Source organism: Pseudogulbenkiania subflava DSM 22618, assembly GCF_900177275.1.
GTDB lineage: Bacteria > Pseudomonadota > Gammaproteobacteria > Burkholderiales > Chromobacteriaceae > Pseudogulbenkiania > Pseudogulbenkiania subflava.
The window spans coordinates 41058-55717 of the sequence record NZ_FXAG01000022.1; the positions used below are offsets into that span (position 1 = coordinate 41058).

Consider the following 14660-nt stretch of genomic DNA (forward strand, 5'->3'; position numbering starts at 1 on the left):
CCCTCAGGATTCAAGATGGCGGGCACGGATATAGCGAGGCAAGGCCCCACCCAGCGGCGCCACGAACAGGGACAGCAGATAGAACAGCCCGGCCAGCAGGATGATCGCCGGCCCGGACGGAAGTTCGAAATGATAGGACAGCAGCAACCCGCCAATGCCGCAGACAAACGCCAGCCCGACCGAAAAGGCCAGCATGCGGCCGATGCTCGGCACCCACAGCCGGGCCGTGATGGCAGGCAGCATCATCAAGCCGACCGCCATCAGCGTCCCCAGCGCCTGGAAGCCGGCCACCAGATTCAGCACAACCAGCATCAGGAATGCCAGATGCCAGATGCCCCCTTTGCCGCCGACTGCACGCAGGAAAACGGGATCGAGGCTTTCCAGCACCAGCGGACGATAGATGATCGCGAGCACCACAAGGCTGAACGACGCTACGCCGGACACCAGCAGCAAGGCGGCATCGTCCACCGCCAGCACCGAACCGAACAAGATGTGGATCAGGTCGACGTTGCTGCCGTTGCGGGACACCAGCAATACCCCTACTGCCAACGACAGCAGATAGAAGGCAGCAAAGCTGGCGTCTTCCTTGACCGTGGTGAAACGGGTGGCCAGGCCCGCCAACAACGCCACGAGCACCCCGGCAACGAAGCCACCCAGGCTCATTGCCGGAAGGCTCAGGCCCGCCACCATGAAACCGACCGCCGCTCCAGGCAGCACGGCATGGCTCATCGCATCGCCCATCAGGCTCATGCGGCGCATCACCAGAAACAGGCCGACCGGGCCGCTACCCAGCGCCAGCGCCAGGCAACCCGCCAAGGCACGGCGCATGAAGGCGAATTCGATGAAGGGCGAGATGAGTAGATCGTACAAGTGCGTCATTACACCGCCTCCTCGTCCACACGGCAAACCGGAGCACGTTCGTGCCAGTGCGCTGCCGTTTCCGCCGCCCGACGCAGGTTGAGGTCGGTCAACACCAGTTCGGTCTTGCCCCAGGCCACGATTTCGCGCGCCAGCAGCAGCGTGTACGGGAAGTAGGCTCGTACCTGTTCGTAATCATGCAGCACTGCAATCACCGTACGTCCCTCATCGCGCCAGCGGCGCACCAGCTCGAGCAGATCGTAAGTGGTCTTGGCATCGACGGCATTGAACGGCTCGTCCAGCAGGATCAGCGGTGCATCCTGCAGCAGGATGCGGGCAAACAAGACACGCTGGAACTGCCCCGTCGACAAGGCCGAGATCGGACGCTCGGCGAAGTCGACCAGCCCGACCGCCTGCAGCGCCTCCTGAATCTTTGCCCGCTGCTTTCGGCCAACCTTGCCGAACACCCCGGTCTGGTGCCACAACCCGGTCGCCACCAGGTCGTGGACCGAAACCGGCAGGGTACGGTCTATCTCCGACTGTTGCGGCAGATAGGCAATGTCCTTGCGCTTAAACGGCCCCAGGTTGACGTGGCCGGAGTCGGGCTTCAGTGCGCCGATCATGGTCTTGAGCAGCGTGCTCTTGCCGGCGCCGTTGGGCCCGAAGATGGCGGTCGCCTCGGCTTCGGCAAACGATCCGCTGGCGTGATGCACCGCCGGGTGACGCAGGTAGGAGACAGTCAGGTTCTCGACGCGAACGCTCATTCCCCGCTCCCCATTGCCCAGCCGACGATGCTCCACAACAGGGCCAGCAGGACCAGCACGCCGCCCAACCGCTCGGCCACCGACATTCCCATCAGGCTGACGCCAGGCTGCGGAATGGGTTCCTGATGATGGTGATGATGATCATTATTCATGATGGTGCCATTCACTCTTGTTCGATACAGGCGCGCAAGGCGGCCTCGATCTCTTCCGCATCCAACTCGGGTGCAATCAATTCGAAGCGGCTGTCTCGGCGCCAGGCCACCTGGCTCGCCCCCCACTGCCCTTCCGCCCAGTTGAGCCAGACCCACGAACCCAGCACCCGGAATACCCCCTTGGCACGCACCAGCCCCGGCACACGCTGCGGCAGGGTGTCGAAGAAATTCGTCAGCGCCTCGCCATTGAAGTCTGTATCGGCGGAGAAGAGCCAACCCTGCGAGCGCCAGTCCGAGGCGGCCTGGGGTGGCACTGCCGGGCGATAACGTGATTTGGGCGTCACGGCCAGATCAAGCCAGGCCGGGTCCAGCGCCCCCTGCCGCACCTCAGACACCAGCGATTTTGGCGGAAACAGACTGGCCGCCTGGCGCCGGAAGGCGTCCAGCATGTCAACATCCGCCAGGTCGACCTTGTTGGCGACCAACACGTCGGCCAGCGACACCTGATCGCGATAAAGCGGCTGGCGGAAGTAATCGGGGTTGGTGAACTGGCGCGGATCGACCACGGTCAGTACCGCTCCCAGCGTCAGCGCATCGCCCAGCGGCGGTTCGCGCAATTCGTCGATCACACCCGCGGCATGGGCCAGTCCGCTGGCCTCGATCAGAAGCCGGTCAGGACGCTCTCGGCGCAGCAGATTGGCCACGGTGACCGTCATTTGCGGCCCGGCCACGCAGCACATGCACCCCCCGGCGATTTCGGCCACCGGCAGTTCGTCGCTGCTCAGTGCCGCGCCGTCGATACCGACCTCGCCAAATTCATTGACGATGACAGCCCAGCGCTCATGTGCCGGCCGGTTGGCGATCAGATGGCGCAAGGCCGTGGTTTTGCCCACCCCGAGAAATCCGGTGAACAGATTGACAATCGTCTTCTTCATGCGTGACATGCCTTGCATAACCCGGTGAGCAGCAAGTTCTGCTCACGACTTTCAAAACCCACCGCCTCGGTTACTTCCTTCAGCGCCCCCAAAAACTGGCTGGCATCAATTTCCTCGACCCGCCCGCACTGCTCGCACACCAGGATCAAGCCATGGTGATTGCATTCGAAATGACTGCATACGACGAAGCCGTTCAAGGCATCCACCTTATGCAATAACCCCTGCTCGACCAGAAAGTCGAGCGCCCGGTAGACGGTAGGCGGCGCGGCCACACCGCGCTCGCGCTGCAGATCGGCCAGCACCTGGTACGCCTTGACCACGCCGTCATATTCGAGCACCAGCTCGAGGATATGCCGGCGCAAGGCGGTCAGCTTGCAGCCTCGGTGCAGGCAATGCTGCTCGGCAGCGGCCAAATAGCTTTGCTTATTCATCACGGGGAAGGTCAACGATTTTGGAATGGAACCATTATGTTATTATATAACACAGGCCTTCACAACTATTAACACTCTTGGCATGTATAATGGATTTCTCATGGTGTTAGACTGGCTTCACGCCAATCAACGACCGGAGAAGAACATATGAAGCGGATGCTATCGTGTCTGGCTGGCTGCCTCTTGGTAACCAGCGCGCTTGCCGCGGGCCTGATCGCCCCCCATTCCGACGCTTTCACTCAGTGTCAGCAAACGACACAGCGGACCGCGCAACCAGCGCCGGGCAAAAACAATCTGACGCGCGACGAACAGGCCAAGCTGGCCGCTCATCTGGACATGCTCGCCGAGCAAACCCTGCAACTCGATACCTCTACGGCGAACGGCAGCCAAGCTGGCAAAGCCAGTCATTACACGGCACGCCGCTCGAAGCAGGCCGGTGAGCTGAGTTGAGACCAACCGTCTTTCTCCGCCCCTCGCGTTTTACCCGAGCGCTTCAGCTGAGCTTAAGCTGAAGCGCTCACCCTTACCGGCTTGTTCAACCCGAGCTCGACGCCCATGACACTTCCGAAAAACCTTGCCCCCGCCCTCGCCCTGTTAGCTCTGTCGCTCCCGGTCTTGGCCTCGTCCGGGGAGGAGCGCCAGCAGTCCTTCAAGAAAATTCTGCGGACGTTCGAGCCGATGGGGCTGGTGGCACGCGATCGCGCACCGTACCGCAAGGATGAATTCATCAAGCAGGCCGATACGCTGAAGCAAATCGCCGCAACCCCTTTCACTTTGTTCACGCCGAACAGCATCGACGCGAAAAGCCGAGCCAAACCCGAAATCTGGAGCCAGCCGGAAAAATTCAAGGCCGCGCAGCAGAAATTCCTGACGGCAGTAAACGACCTCGATGCCGCGGCCAAAACGGGCGACATTGCCAATATCAAGCGGAGTTATGGCGTAGTGGCACAAAGCTGCAAATCCTGTCACGACAGTTTCCGCGGCCCGGAAAAGTAAGCCGCACGACAGCCATAAAAAAAGCTGGCATAGGCCAGCTTTTTTTATGACGGTGTATCGGGAGGCTAATGCAATAACGCATAGAACACTCCCGCCGAACCGCCCAGTGCGAGCAGTGCCAGGCCAGCCGGAGCAAAATGCAGCGAGCGGACTTGCCCATCGATCGCCTTGTAACCGGTAATCATCGGCAGCACCAGGTTTTTGCGCTTGACCACGCGATACACCAGAATGGCCAGCAGGTGCAGCGACACCAGCACCAGCAGCACATCGAACGAGGCCTTGTGCCAGGCCGTGATGCGCTCGGCCACTTCGCCGGCGACACGGGTTGCCAGCGGGCCATCGTACAGATAGCTGTCGACGTCGGCGGCAAACAGCCCGGAGAACACCTGCAGTGACAAGGTACACAGCAGGGCCAGCACCATCCAGCCCCCCAGTGGGTTATGTCCCGGCTGCTCCGTCTCGCTCAACTCGCCGCGCAGGTAGCGCCCAACCGTGCGCGGCCCGGCCAGGAAGCGGCCAAAGCGCGCCGTCTCACTGCCGAACACGCCCCAGGCCAGGCGAAACAGCAAGAGCGTGGCCAACGTAAAACCCGCCAGCTGATGGTAATGCAGCCAGTCTCCGCCCTGCTTGCCGGTAAACCACATGACACCAAACAATCCGGCCATGCCCCAGTGGAACAGGCGAAGCGGCAGATCCCACACCAGCACCCGCTGCTTCATGCCGTTACACCCCGGCGCCGTGCGCCTGCTGGTCGGCATGGTAGCTGGAGCGCACCATGGCACCGACTGCCGCATGCTTGAAGCCGGCTTCGTAAGCCTTGTCCTCGAACTGCTTGAACACGGTCGGGTGGACGTAACGCAGCACCGGCAGGTGGCCGTCGGTCGGCTGCAGATACTGACCGATGGTGATCATGTCGATATTGTGGGCGCGCATGTCGGCCATCACTTCGTACACTTCCTCGTCGGTCTCGCCGAGGCCGACCATGATGCCGGACTTGGTCGATACGTTCGGGTTGCGCGCCTTGAATTCCTTGAGCAGGGTGAGCGAGTGCTGGTAATCGGCACCCGGACGGGCCTGCTTGTAGAGACGCGGCGCTGTCTCCAGATTGTGGTTCATCACGTCCGGAGGCGTTTGCGTCAGGATGTCCAGCGCAATGTCGAGACGACCGCGGAAGTCCGGCACCAGCACTTCGATCTGGGTGCTCGGCGACAGCTTGCGGATTTCGCTGATGCAGTCGGCAAAGTGCTGGGCGCCGCCGTCACGCAGGTCGTCGCGGTCGACCGAGGTGATCACCACGTACTTGAGCCGGAGCGCGGCCACGGTTTCGGCCAGGTGCTTGGGCTCGTTCGGATCGAGCGGGTTGGGACGACCATGGCCGACGTCGCAGAACGGGCAGCGCCGGGTGCAGATGTCGCCCATGATCATGAAGGTGGCGGTGCCATTGCTGAAACACTCGCCGATGTTCGGGCAAGTGGCTTCTTCACAGACGGTATGCAGCTTCTGCTCACGCAGGATCTGTTTGATCTCGTTGAAACGCTGGCCGTTGGGCAGCTTGGCGCGAATCCACTCGGGCTTCTTCAGTTTTTCGTCGAGCGGCACGATCTTGATCGGGATGCGTGCGGTCTTTTCGGCGCCCTTGTGCTTCACGCCAGTCTGGTTGTCCAGTTTCATGCGGTCTCCTTCTTCACCGTCAGGTGTCGCTCCAGGTGCGGCAGCAGGCGTTCAGCCGTTTCAGCTACCGTCAGCGAAGCGCCTTGGTCTTTGATCTGCGTGACCTTGAGGCCGGCGTAGCCGCAAGGGTTGATCCAGCTGAACGGTGTCAGGTCCATGTCCACGTTCAGGCTCAGACCGTGATACACCGCGCCGTTCTTGATGCGCAGTCCCAGCGAGGCGATCTTCTCGCCACGCACGTATACCCCCGGCGCATTGACGTCGCCGTTGGCTTCGATACCCAGTTCGGCCAAGAGGTCGATGACCGATTGTTCGATGCGCCGCACCAGTTCGCGCACGCCGATGCCCATGCGCTTGAAGTCGATCAGCAGATACACCACCAGCTGGCCGGGGCCGTGGTAGGTCACCTGACCGCCTCGGTCGCACTTCACGACTTCGATCTGGCTCGGGATGATCAGGTGCTCGGGCTTGCCGGCCAGGCCCAGCGTGTACACCGGCGGGTGCTCGACACACCACAGCTCGTCCGGCGTATCGGCGGTGCGATTATCGGTAAAGGCCTGCATGGCCCGCCAGGTGGGCGAGTAGTCGACCAGCCCGAGATGCTTGACGATACGACCCATGGCTTACAACGCCACCTTGACCATGGCATGCGAGCTCAGCGCCATGTAAATGCTGTCCAGCTGCTCGCGCGACACGGCCATCACGTTGACCGTCAGCGAGATGTACTTGCCGCCGGAACTGTCGCGCGCCACGATGTCCACCCTCTCGAGATCCGGCGCGTGCACGCGCACCACCTCGTAGATGGTGGTCTGGAAATCGGGGTGCTGCTCGCCCATCACCTTGATCGGGAAGCGACAGGGGAAATCCAGCAAATCCTTGAGATCGTTACTCATCACTCTTTAATCCTGAAAAAACATGAAGGTTGGCCGAAGACGACAGCCCGGCCAACCTCCCGCACTTACCAGCCCAGCATCAGCTTGATGCTATCCCACAAGCGGCTGAAGAAATTACCCTGTTCGATCGCCTTCAGCGCCACCACAGGGCGTTCCAGCACCTTCTTGCCATCCAGGCTGACGACCAGCTTGCCCACGACCTGGCCCGCCTTGATTGGCGCGATGACCGGCTGACTGGTGGTCAGGTCGGCTTTGAGCTGGGCAGACTGCCCCTTCAGCACCGTGGAGTAGACATCGCTGGCGAAACCGATCGGCAGCTTCTTGGCATCGCCCTTGTACACCGGAATTTCCGAAACCGGCTTGTTCGCCGCATAGAGTTTGGGCGTATCGAAGAATTGCAAGCCATAGTTCAGCAGCTTGGAGCTTTCCACCGCGCGCGCTTCCGGACTGGCGGTACCTACCACCACGGAAATCACCCGACGGCCATCGCGGCGGCTGGACGCCACCATGTTGTAGCCGGCGTCGTCGGTGAAGCCGGTTTTCATGCCGTCGACGTTGGGGTCACGGTACAGCAGCAGGTTGCGATTGGGCTGGGAGATGCCGTTATAGGTGAACGACTTGAGCGAGTAGGTCTTGTAGAACTCGGGGTACTCACGAATGATCGCACTGGCCAGAATGCCGAGATCGTGCACCGTGGTGTAGTGTTCCGGGTTCGGCAGACCGGTGGCGTTGCGAAACTGGGTGTTGTTCATGCCCAGCCGGCGCGCTTCGGCCGTCATCATCTGGCCGAACGCCTCTTCGCTGCCAGCGATGGCTTCCGCCAGGGTCACGCAGGCGTCGTTACCCGACTGCACGTCCATGCCCTTGATCAGGTCGTCGACACTGACGGGAACCTTGGGATCGAGGAACATGCGCGAACCGCCCGTGGTCCAGCCCTTCTGGGACACGGTCAGCTTCTGATCGAGGGTCAGGCGCTTTTCCTTGATGGCCTTGTAGGTCAGGTAACCGGTCATCAGTTTGGTCAGCGAAGCCGGGGCGATCCGCTTGTCCGGATCGTTCGAGGCCACGACCTGGCCACTATAAAAATCGACCAGGTAATAAGCCTTGCCGGCGATTTCCGGAACGGGAGGAACGAACGGGGCATTAGCGAAGGAAACGGACGGCAGAGCAACAGCGGCTGCCACAAGCAGGCTAGTCAGTTTTTTCATTAGCGAGGAACGGCACTTCACGATGATGGGTGTGAACGATATGGCCAGCAATTATACCCCTGCTTCGGACCGATGCGGCCAAAAACACGCCCGAATCCGCCCTCTTCCGCCAAAAATTACCCTGGCTATCCATCGTGGCGCCCGATGCAGGAGCTGCCGGCTTCCCGAGAGCTTGGAGTTCCTGATACTCTGACAGTTCACAAAGAAAACATCAGGACAATCGGCATCACCATGCACCACCCTCAAGATTATCTGGAACGTATTCTGACTTCGCGCGTTTATGACGTGGCAATCGAGACGCCGCTGGAACCGGCCCCCAATTTGTCCCGCCGTTTCAACAACACCATTTTGCTGAAACGCGAAGACCTGCAGCCGGTCTTTTCCTTCAAGCTGCGCGGCGCTTACAACAAGATGGCCAAGCTCACCACCGAGCAGCTGGAAAAAGGCGTGATTACCGCCTCCGCCGGCAACCATGCCCAGGGCGTGGCGCTGTCTGCCCAGAAAATCGGCTGCGAAGCCATCATCGTGATGCCGGTAACCACCCCTCAGGTCAAGATCGACGGCGTCACCCGTCGCGGCGGCAAGGTCGTGCTGTCCGGCGAGTCGTTCAGCGATGCCTATCAGCACGCCATGAAACTGGTGGCGGAAACCGGCAAGACCTACATCCCGCCGTTTGACGACCCCGACGTCATCGCCGGCCAGGGCACCATCGGCATGGAGATCCTGCGCCAGCATCCGGGACCGGTCGACGCCGTGTTCGTCGCCATCGGCGGCGGCGGCTTGGCGGCCGGGGTGGCTTCCTACATCAAACGCCTGAAACCGGAAATCAAGGTCATCGGCGTGCAGCCGGTCGATTCCGACGCCATGAAGCAGTCCATCGACAAGGGCGAGCGCGTCGAGCTGAAGGACGTGGGCCTGTTCGCCGATGGTGTGGCGGTGAAACTGGTGGGCGAAGAAACCTTCCGTATCTGCCGGGAGTTGCTCGACGAAATCATCCTGGTCGACACCGACGCCATCTGCGCCGCCATCAAGGATATCTTTGAAGACACCCGCTCGATCACCGAACCCGCCGGCGCATTGGCGGTGGCGGCGGTCAAGGCCTATGTCGAACGGGAAGGCTGCCGGGGCAAGACGTTCGTCGCCATCAACTGTGGCGCCAACATGAACTTTGACCGCCTGCGCCACGTTTCCGAGCGCTCCGAGCTGGGCGAGCGACGCGAGGCCATCATCGCCGTCACCATCCCGGAGGCGCCGGGCAGCTTCAAGCGCTTCTGCGCGGTGATCGGCAATCGCAGCATCACCGAGTTCAACTACCGCTACGCCGACGACAAGACCGCTCACGTCTTCGTCGGGGTGCAGATCAGCAGCAAGGAGGACGTCACCCGCATCATCGACGACCTCAAGAGCAACGGACTGGATGGCATCGACCTGACCGACAACGAGCTGGCCAAGCTGCACATCCGCCACTTGGTCGGTGGTCACGCCCCGGCGCTGCGCGACGAACGCATCCTGCGTTTCGAGTTCCCGGAACGCCCGGGCGCGCTGATGCGCTTCCTCGACGCCATGCGCACCGACTGGAACATCAGCCTGTTCCACTACCGCAACCACGGCGCCGACTACGGCCGGGTGCTGGTCGGCATCCAGGTGCCCGGCTACGACAACGAGGCGTTCCAGACTTTCCTCGACAGCCTGGGCTACCCTTACATCGAAGAGACCAACAACCCAGCCTACAAACTATTCCTGGGCAAGACCGCCCTGTAACCCCTTCGGCCAACCTTGCGCCCGTGCAAAAGGTTGGCCGAAGCCCGACCCGCATCACATACCATGATCAAAGCCGTACTGTTCGACCTCGACGGAACCCTGGCCGATACCGCACGCGACCTCGGCGCCGCGCTGAACCGGCTGCTGGCGGAAGAAGGCCTGCCGGCGCAGCCCTTTGACGCCATCCGTCCCATCGCCTCGCACGGCGCCCGCGGCCTGATCCGCCTTGGGTTCGGCATCGACCCGGGCCACCCGGACTTCAATACGCTGCGCACCCGCTTCCTCGATCATTACGAGGCCAGTTTCGCCAACCAGACCTGCCTGTTCGACGGCATCAACGAGTTGATCCTGCAGCTTGCCGCACGCGATCTGCGCTGGGGCATCGTCACCAACAAGCCGATGCGCTTTACCGACCGCCTGGTGCCCGCCCTCCCCTTCGCCACGCCCCCGGCGGTGGTCGTCAGCGGCGACACCGTCGGCGTCGCCAAGCCCGACCCCAAGCCAATGCTGCATGCGGCCGAGTTGATCGGCGCCGACCCAAGCTGCTGCATCTACGTCGGTGACGCCGAGCGCGACATCCAGGCCGGCCACGCCGTCGGCATGAAAACGGTACTGGCCAATTGGGGGTACATCTCCGATCTCGACACCCCGCACGACTGGGGTGCCGACCACGCCATCGACCATCCGCTCCAATTGTTGAATTATCTTTAATCGGCTGCGGAACTAGCCGGCACCGGTCTTTGTCTGTACAATCACGGAACTTTATCTGGGGGCGACCTGGTTTCGACGGGGGTTGCGAAGCAGATGAGGGCATACCGGGATTTCAGTCACCCCGTAAAACACTGAATTTATTTAGTCGCAAACGACGAAACTTACGCTCTGGCCGCTTAATTGCGCCAGACACTGCAACGATTCGCTGATGGGTCGGGTGGGTCAAACCGCTGCAGTGTCACTCTACATCAGCTAGCGCTGTACCGGGTCACTTGATCCAGCGCGAAACAATAGGTGACTCGCTCCAGTCCAGCCTGCCCGTCGGCGTGACCCGGGGTTAAATCCAAATGACACGGCTAAGTATGTAGAACTCACTGTAGAGGATTTCCGGACGCGGGTTCGATTCCCGCCGCCTCCACCAATTTGATTTCCTGAGCCGTCCAGGAAGAGCCAGAACCCCATGATTTCATGGGGTTTTTGCTTTCTAGCATGTCCTATACTGTCCAGTAAGTACCCCCTACATCCAGACCATTCAGGGGGTACAAGCGGGGGTAGCTCACACCCCACTGTAACGTTGCGCGAGTTTTGGTATTGTTTTGCGCAGCTTTTGGCACTCGCCAAGGCCTACCTTTATATGCCAATTAGCGCGCTTAATGCCCCCCTCTAGCCGCCTCCACCAGCTTTTTCGATAAAAAACGCCGCTCAATACGGCGTTTTTCTTTATAAAATCAAAGCACCCCAAAATACACCTTACAATTTCACCTTATCCCATCAGCCTAACGATAGCTCCCGCAGACTGGCAAATACCACGTGAGCCAAGTCCGCATGACCCGAGGTTAGGAGCCATTGCTCTTTAGAAGTTTGAGTACTTCGGTATGTGCAGCAGCCAACTCTGGCGATTTATCGAAGTGCTGGATGTAGTGAACGGAGAAAACATCGCTCTTTGTTCGATCCAATCCTAGAAGATCTCGCACCCTAGACGTAACGACGCTGGGAGTCATGCTGGAGTCAGCCCCCTGCTCCAGCGCCTCATCCAGCATCACGATCAAACGGCTCAGGGGCTCCAACCATCGCATTTCATCGGAGAATGCTACCACCTGCAAGAACTCACCTGCCGAGTGCTTACCATGGCGTTTTTCGTAATGCCGTCGCTCCAGCTCAATCAGCACCCGATGCAGTTCCAGCAACGATGAGCGCAATGCATGGCAGCGTTTCTCTGACGTCTCACGTTCATCCCTGTTCACGAAAACCTCCTTTTTCGACGCCCTTTGTGGCACAGCAATAGAGTGCCCTTTCACTTCGAGCACGAAGTCATTAAACCATAGCACGAGCCACCCCAACTTTCCGATGGCTTGCATATAGCCGTGACGTGGCAATCCAACCCCCGGCCGGCCGCACTGTGCCAATGAGCCGGCAGCCCTTTCCTGCGCAACCGTTGGAAGCACAACATGGCACCCACATGTCACTCTTGCATTTGGAAACAATCGATTCCATAATGTTTATATGTCTACCTTGACCGCATTAGCGAAACCGCCGGGGCGTGGCCCGGGACGGCCGCGCGAGTTCGACCTGGAACGCGCACTGGACGATGCCATGCGCGTGTTTCAGCAGCACGGCTACCATGCCACCACGATCAGCGATCTGGAACAGGGCATGGGCCTGTCCGGCGGCAGTCTGTACAAGGCTTTCAAGGACAAACGCGGCATTTTTCTGGCCGCTTTCGAACACTACACCCGGCTACGCACTGAACAGATGCAGGAGCAACTGGCCCAGTCGGGCAGTGGGCGCGAACTGCTGCACAAAATGCTATTGCACTATGCCGAGCAGTCGTCCTGCATGGAAGGCAAAATCGGTTGCCTGGTGGTGACCACTGCGGTCGAGCTCGCCACCCGCGACGAGGAAGTCGCCGCCCGAGTCGCGCATGTGTTCCAACTGCGCCAGCAAGTACTGCGCGAACTGATCGAGCGCGGTCAGGCGGACGGCAGCATCGCCACAAGCATTGACAGCGCCGACGCGGCGCGCTTCATGCTCTGCCTGATCCAGGGTATGCGCGTATACGGCAAAACCGGCCCGGCCGAGCACGAGATGGTCAAGGTGGTCGACTTGGCCATGCAATCGCTCGGTTAATTTTTTTTGATCAATTAGGAAATATTCATTTCCATACGGGAAGAAGCTCATGAGCAGCACCGCAGCACAAACCGCGACACCCACACTGTCGGCGCGGCTGACCCTACTGTTGGCGACCGCCTGCGGTGTAATCGTCGCCAACCTCTATTATGCCCAGCCATTGGTCGGGCCGATCAGCGTGTCAACCGGCCTGCCTGCGCAAGCAGCCGGGCTAATCGTCACGTTGACGCAGGTCGGCTATGGTCTAGGGCTGCTGTTCATTGTGCCGCTCGGCGATCTGATGGAGAACCGCCGGCTGGCGGTGAGTTCGCTGCTGGTGGCGGCGGGTGCGCTGGTCATCGCCTCGCTGTCTGTCCATGCAGCGCTGTTTCTGGCGGCTTCACTGCTGATCGGCTTGAGTTCGGTATCGGCCCAGGTACTGGTGCCGCTGGCGGCGCATTTTTCGCCCGAGCACGAGCGCGGCCGTGCGGTCGGCAATGTGATGAGCGGGTTGTTGCTCGGCATCATGCTGGCGCGCCCCACTTCAAGCCTAATCGCCGACCTGCTCGGCTGGCATGCGGTGTTCGCCCTGTCGGCCGGCGCAATCGTGCTGCTGGCCACAGTACTGGCGTACAAACTGCCGCCACGCCATCCTGTCGCCAGAACGCACTATGCGGCGCTGCTCGTTTCGATGTGGCACTTGCTGAAAACCACCCCGGTGCTACAGCGGCGTGCACTCTACCAGGCCAGCGCATTCGGCGCGTTCAGTTTGTTCTGGACCACGGTGCCGCTCGAACTGGCGCACGGCTTCCACCTTTCGCAGACCGGCATCGCGCTGTTCTCGTTGGCGGGTGTGAGCGGCGCCATTGCCGCGCCGCTGGCCGGGCGCTTGGCCGATCGCGGCCTGAGCCGTCCAGGCACGGTGCTGGCACTCGGCCTGATCATCGTATCTTTGCTGTTGCCGCTGATGGCCGGGGGCTCACTGGCGGTGCTGCTGTTGACGGCGATCCTGCTCGACATGGGCGTTTCGGCCAATCTAGTGCTCGGCCAGCGCGCCATCTTCACGCTCGGCGCCGCGGTGCGCAGCCGGCTCAACGGCCTGTACATCGCAATCTTCTTTGCCGGAGGCGCGGCCGGTTCGGCGATCGGCGCCTGGACCTATGCCTGCCTCGGCTGGCACAGCACGCTTGCCGTCGCCATCGTGGCACCGGTGGCAGCCCTGCTCTACTTCGCGAGTGAATAGCCGGCTTTTTGATTTCTCGGCCTTTCTTACTCTTCGCTTCGTCAGGCCCCTGCCCCCGGCCATCCCATCGCTCAATCTCTTCAACACCGGCTTGCCCTTTTGCCTTCATCGCTTCCAAGCCACTATCCAACCATCTTCGTTGCAAGCGTAAATATTCGCAAAGTTACACAGACATACTCATTTACGAACATATTTGTCGCAATCATTATGGTGCACCGCACAATTGGCAACTATAATCTGCTCAATGATTTAGAAACCACAGCACGTCCAATCTCGAATATGAAATACATCATCTCCAGCCTTCTGTCCCTTTTTCAAAGTAACGAAGTTCAACCTCAGCCTGGTTTGCGCGTGAATTATGCGCCGTACGGCCATGTTGAGAAGTGTGATGGCACGGTCGTCGCATGTGACCACGCCCGCGGCGTGCTGGTTGCCTGGCCGCGTGGTGGTGCCGACTGGCTGCCGAAGCACCTCTTGTCGGTCATCCACTAAGATATTTTCTTATGTGAACAAACGGCCCACTATACAGTGGGCCGTTGTTGTTTCTGGAAGAGACGGCACAAATCAGTCGTCCAGCGTGAACGCGGTTGCGGCCGCTGCCATCACGACCACCACGGACTCTGTTGCGCAGGTACCGCCCCGGGCAATGGGCCACTCGTTGCTGTCGCCGTGATGGCGGCGCTGGCGATACCCGTGACCGTGGTGTTGTAGGGGTGACGTTATTGCTCAATGGATAAATGGTGGCCACCCGCGACGGCTTGGCAAGCAGCACCCCGCCGGACAGCGAGACGGCGTCTGACAGTTCGGACGTGACCCGGGGATCGTTCTGAAATGGCCTATGGCCATGACATCATCGTGCAGCAGCACCCCTCCCGAGTTGACGGGGAAGATGGGCCAGGTTCTGCCATTTGCCTGCTTGAGAGCCGGATTT

General features: G+C 60.6%; 18 protein-coding genes and 1 other RNA gene. 8 read left to right on the forward strand and 11 right to left on the reverse strand.

Annotated elements, in window-relative coordinates; translation table 11 throughout:
• Positions 1-3: 3 nt before the first annotated feature.
• The 5 genes from B9N72_RS16960 to B9N72_RS16975 are packed head-to-tail and all read right to left on the reverse strand — an operon-like array spanning position 4 to position 3140.
• Positions 4-879, reverse strand: a complete 876-nt coding sequence (locus B9N72_RS16960) for a metal ABC transporter permease (RefSeq protein WP_085277465.1) — start codon at positions 877-879, stop codon at positions 4-6.
• On the reverse strand, positions 879-1622 hold the full coding sequence (locus B9N72_RS16965; protein WP_085277466.1) for a metal ABC transporter ATP-binding protein: 744 nt from the start codon (positions 1620-1622) through the stop codon (positions 879-881). Before B9N72_RS16965 ends, B9N72_RS16960 begins: the two co-directional genes overlap by 1 nt.
• Complete coding sequence (locus B9N72_RS21120; protein WP_159453051.1) at positions 1619-1774, reverse strand: hypothetical protein; 156 nt, start codon at positions 1772-1774, stop codon at positions 1619-1621. The genes B9N72_RS16965 and B9N72_RS21120 overlap by 4 nt, the downstream gene beginning before the upstream one ends.
• A gap of 11 nt (positions 1775-1785) precedes the next feature.
• A complete protein-coding gene (locus B9N72_RS16970) occupies positions 1786-2718 on the reverse strand; it encodes a CobW family GTP-binding protein (protein WP_200811040.1) in 933 nt (310 codons plus the stop codon).
• The gene (locus tag B9N72_RS16975; RefSeq protein ID WP_008953900.1) at positions 2706-3140 is read right to left on the reverse strand and encodes a Fur family transcriptional regulator; all 435 of its coding nucleotides are present in this window, start codon (positions 3138-3140) and stop codon (positions 2706-2708) included. The genes B9N72_RS16970 and B9N72_RS16975 overlap by 13 nt, the downstream gene beginning before the upstream one ends.
• A gap of 147 nt (positions 3141-3287) precedes the next feature.
• On the opposite strand from B9N72_RS16975, the gene B9N72_RS16980 reads away from it, so the two are divergent.
• Positions 3288-3590 (forward strand): hypothetical protein, encoded by a 303-nt coding sequence (locus B9N72_RS16980; protein WP_085277468.1) that lies wholly within the window; start codon positions 3288-3290, stop codon positions 3588-3590.
• A gap of 105 nt (positions 3591-3695) precedes the next feature.
• Positions 3696-4136: a c-type cytochrome gene (locus B9N72_RS16985; protein WP_085277469.1), complete on the forward strand. Its 441-nt coding sequence runs from the start codon at positions 3696-3698 to the stop codon at positions 4134-4136.
• Positions 4137-4201: 65 nt separating this feature from the next.
• Here the strand turns inward: B9N72_RS16985 and B9N72_RS16990 are convergent, their stop codons facing one another.
• The 5 genes from B9N72_RS16990 to B9N72_RS17010 form a co-directional block, all read right to left on the reverse strand.
• Entirely contained in the window at positions 4202-4855 is a 654-nt protein-coding gene (locus B9N72_RS16990) for a cytochrome b/b6 domain-containing protein (RefSeq protein ID WP_200811041.1), read from the reverse strand.
• Positions 4856-4859: 4 nt separating this feature from the next.
• Positions 4860-5807, reverse strand: coding sequence for a lipoyl synthase (gene lipA / locus B9N72_RS16995; protein WP_085277471.1), 948 nt, complete (start codon positions 5805-5807; stop codon positions 4860-4862).
• Positions 5804-6427, reverse strand: coding sequence for a lipoyl(octanoyl) transferase LipB (lipB, locus tag B9N72_RS17000; RefSeq protein ID WP_085277472.1), 624 nt, complete (start codon positions 6425-6427; stop codon positions 5804-5806). Before lipB ends, lipA begins: the two co-directional genes overlap by 4 nt.
• Positions 6428-6430: 3 nt before the next feature.
• Complete coding sequence (locus B9N72_RS17005) at positions 6431-6700, reverse strand: HP0495 family protein (RefSeq protein ID WP_085277473.1); 270 nt, start codon at positions 6698-6700, stop codon at positions 6431-6433.
• A gap of 65 nt (positions 6701-6765) precedes the next feature.
• Complete coding sequence (locus B9N72_RS17010) at positions 6766-7908, reverse strand: D-alanyl-D-alanine carboxypeptidase family protein (RefSeq protein ID WP_085277474.1); 1143 nt, start codon at positions 7906-7908, stop codon at positions 6766-6768.
• Between the two features lie 231 nt (positions 7909-8139).
• On the opposite strand from B9N72_RS17010, the gene ilvA reads away from it, so the two are divergent.
• From ilvA to ssrA, 3 genes are all read left to right on the forward strand, one after another.
• Positions 8140-9669, forward strand: a complete 1530-nt coding sequence (gene ilvA, locus B9N72_RS17015) for a threonine ammonia-lyase, biosynthetic (RefSeq protein WP_085277475.1) — start codon at positions 8140-8142, stop codon at positions 9667-9669.
• Between the two features lie 63 nt (positions 9670-9732).
• On the forward strand, positions 9733-10380 hold the full coding sequence (locus B9N72_RS17020) for an HAD family hydrolase (RefSeq protein WP_085277476.1): 648 nt from the start codon (positions 9733-9735) through the stop codon (positions 10378-10380).
• Positions 10381-10437: 57 nt separating this feature from the next.
• Positions 10438-10801, forward strand: a transfer-messenger RNA (tmRNA) gene (ssrA, locus tag B9N72_RS17025).
• A 415-nt stretch (positions 10802-11216) separates the two neighbouring features.
• On the opposite strand, the gene B9N72_RS17030 is transcribed toward ssrA, so the two are convergent.
• A complete protein-coding gene (locus tag B9N72_RS17030) occupies positions 11217-11738 on the reverse strand; it encodes a hypothetical protein (RefSeq protein ID WP_200811043.1) in 522 nt (173 codons plus the stop codon).
• 145 nt (positions 11739-11883) lie between these two features.
• Here B9N72_RS17030 and B9N72_RS17035 point away from each other — a divergent pair, with 145 nt between their 5' ends.
• The 3 genes from B9N72_RS17035 to B9N72_RS20915 all read left to right on the forward strand — a co-directional run bounded on the left by B9N72_RS17035 (position 11884) and on the right by B9N72_RS20915 (position 14221).
• Positions 11884-12507 carry a TetR/AcrR family transcriptional regulator gene (locus tag B9N72_RS17035; protein WP_085277477.1) on the forward strand — a complete coding sequence of 208 codons (624 nt, stop codon included), beginning with the start codon at positions 11884-11886 and terminating at the stop codon, positions 12505-12507.
• Between the two features lie 49 nt (positions 12508-12556).
• Entirely contained in the window at positions 12557-13729 is a 1173-nt protein-coding gene (locus B9N72_RS17040; RefSeq protein ID WP_085277478.1) for an MFS transporter, read from the forward strand.
• 279 nt (positions 13730-14008) lie between these two features.
• Positions 14009-14221, forward strand: coding sequence for a hypothetical protein (locus B9N72_RS20915; RefSeq protein ID WP_143477856.1), 213 nt, complete (start codon positions 14009-14011; stop codon positions 14219-14221).
• The last annotated feature ends 439 nt before the right edge of the window (positions 14222-14660 follow it).

Excerpts from the sequence above, each read along its gene's own strand:
- B9N72_RS16960 (WP_085277465.1), bottom strand. The coding sequence starts at position 879 with ATGACGCACTTGTACGATCTACTCATCTCGCCCTTCATCGAATTCGCC.
- B9N72_RS16965 (WP_085277466.1), bottom strand. The coding sequence starts at position 1,622 with ATGAGCGTTCGCGTCGAGAACCTGACTGTCTCCTACCTGCGTCACCCG.
- B9N72_RS21120 (WP_159453051.1), bottom strand. The coding sequence starts at position 1,774 with ATGAATAATGATCATCATCACCATCATCAGGAACCCATTCCGCAGCCT.
- B9N72_RS16970 (WP_200811040.1), bottom strand. The coding sequence starts at position 2,718 with ATGTCACGCATGAAGAAGACGATTGTCAATCTGTTCACCGGATTTCTC.
- B9N72_RS16975 (WP_008953900.1), bottom strand. The coding sequence starts at position 3,140 with ATGAATAAGCAAAGCTATTTGGCCGCTGCCGAGCAGCATTGCCTGCAC.
- B9N72_RS16980 (WP_085277468.1), top strand. The coding sequence starts at position 3,288 with ATGAAGCGGATGCTATCGTGTCTGGCTGGCTGCCTCTTGGTAACCAGC.
- B9N72_RS16985 (WP_085277469.1), top strand. The coding sequence starts at position 3,696 with ATGACACTTCCGAAAAACCTTGCCCCCGCCCTCGCCCTGTTAGCTCTG.
- B9N72_RS16990 (WP_200811041.1), bottom strand. The coding sequence starts at position 4,855 with ATGAAGCAGCGGGTGCTGGTGTGGGATCTGCCGCTTCGCCTGTTCCAC.
- lipA (WP_085277471.1), bottom strand. The coding sequence starts at position 5,807 with ATGAAACTGGACAACCAGACTGGCGTGAAGCACAAGGGCGCCGAAAAG.
- lipB (WP_085277472.1), bottom strand. The coding sequence starts at position 6,427 with ATGGGTCGTATCGTCAAGCATCTCGGGCTGGTCGACTACTCGCCCACC.
- B9N72_RS17005 (WP_085277473.1), bottom strand. The coding sequence starts at position 6,700 with ATGAGTAACGATCTCAAGGATTTGCTGGATTTCCCCTGTCGCTTCCCG.
- B9N72_RS17010 (WP_085277474.1), bottom strand. The coding sequence starts at position 7,908 with ATGAAAAAACTGACTAGCCTGCTTGTGGCAGCCGCTGTTGCTCTGCCG.
- ilvA (WP_085277475.1), top strand. The coding sequence starts at position 8,140 with ATGCACCACCCTCAAGATTATCTGGAACGTATTCTGACTTCGCGCGTT.
- B9N72_RS17020 (WP_085277476.1), top strand. The coding sequence starts at position 9,733 with ATGATCAAAGCCGTACTGTTCGACCTCGACGGAACCCTGGCCGATACC.
- B9N72_RS17030 (WP_200811043.1), bottom strand. The coding sequence starts at position 11,738 with ATGCAAGCCATCGGAAAGTTGGGGTGGCTCGTGCTATGGTTTAATGAC.
- B9N72_RS17035 (WP_085277477.1), top strand. The coding sequence starts at position 11,884 with ATGTCTACCTTGACCGCATTAGCGAAACCGCCGGGGCGTGGCCCGGGA.
- B9N72_RS17040 (WP_085277478.1), top strand. The coding sequence starts at position 12,557 with ATGAGCAGCACCGCAGCACAAACCGCGACACCCACACTGTCGGCGCGG.
- B9N72_RS20915 (WP_143477856.1), top strand. The coding sequence starts at position 14,009 with ATGAAATACATCATCTCCAGCCTTCTGTCCCTTTTTCAAAGTAACGAA.